The 459-nt window shown below is 73.4% G+C and carries 1 protein-coding gene; it reads right to left on the bottom strand.

The features are described from left to right. Positions 1-459: alpha/beta fold hydrolase (locus tag K9U40_RS23690; protein WP_349239463.1), on the bottom strand; the 459-nt coding region annotated here is incomplete at both ends.

Here is a 459-nt window from a genome sequence, read left to right as displayed (position 1 = left end):
TCCAGACGCTCCACGAGTTCGGCCAGCGTGCGCCGGTGCCATTCCAGCGTGTGTACCGCCTCTTTCTTCGGCTTGTCGCTGCGGCCGAAACCGATGAAGTCGGGCGCCACCACGCGATCGCCCGCGGCCAGGAACACCGGCAGCATGTGCCGGTACAGGTGGCTCCAGCCGCCAGCGCCGTGCAGGCCCAGCCAGGTGCGCGGCGCATCGCGCGGGCCTTCGTCCAGGTAGTGCATGCGCAGGCCCGCCAGCGCCGGCAGGTCGCTCACGCAGCGCGGCTCCCAGGGACTGTCCTGCAGCCCGGCGAAGCGCGCATCCGGCGTGCGCAGCGCGTCGTCGCGCAGCGGGTGCGCGGCCCGCGTCCGGGCACGCTGGTCGTCGCGCCGCGACCGGAAGAAGGCACTCAGCTGCGCGCCGCATTCCTGCGCCAGCACGCCGCCCTCGATGCGGGTGTGGTGG

It is taken from the genome of Xanthobacter autotrophicus (assembly GCF_030015065.1).
GTDB lineage: Bacteria > Pseudomonadota > Alphaproteobacteria > Rhizobiales > Xanthobacteraceae > Xanthobacter > Xanthobacter autotrophicus_D.
The sequence above is the reverse complement of the archived record's forward strand: the minus strand, read 5'-3'. Positions and strand labels throughout refer to the sequence as shown.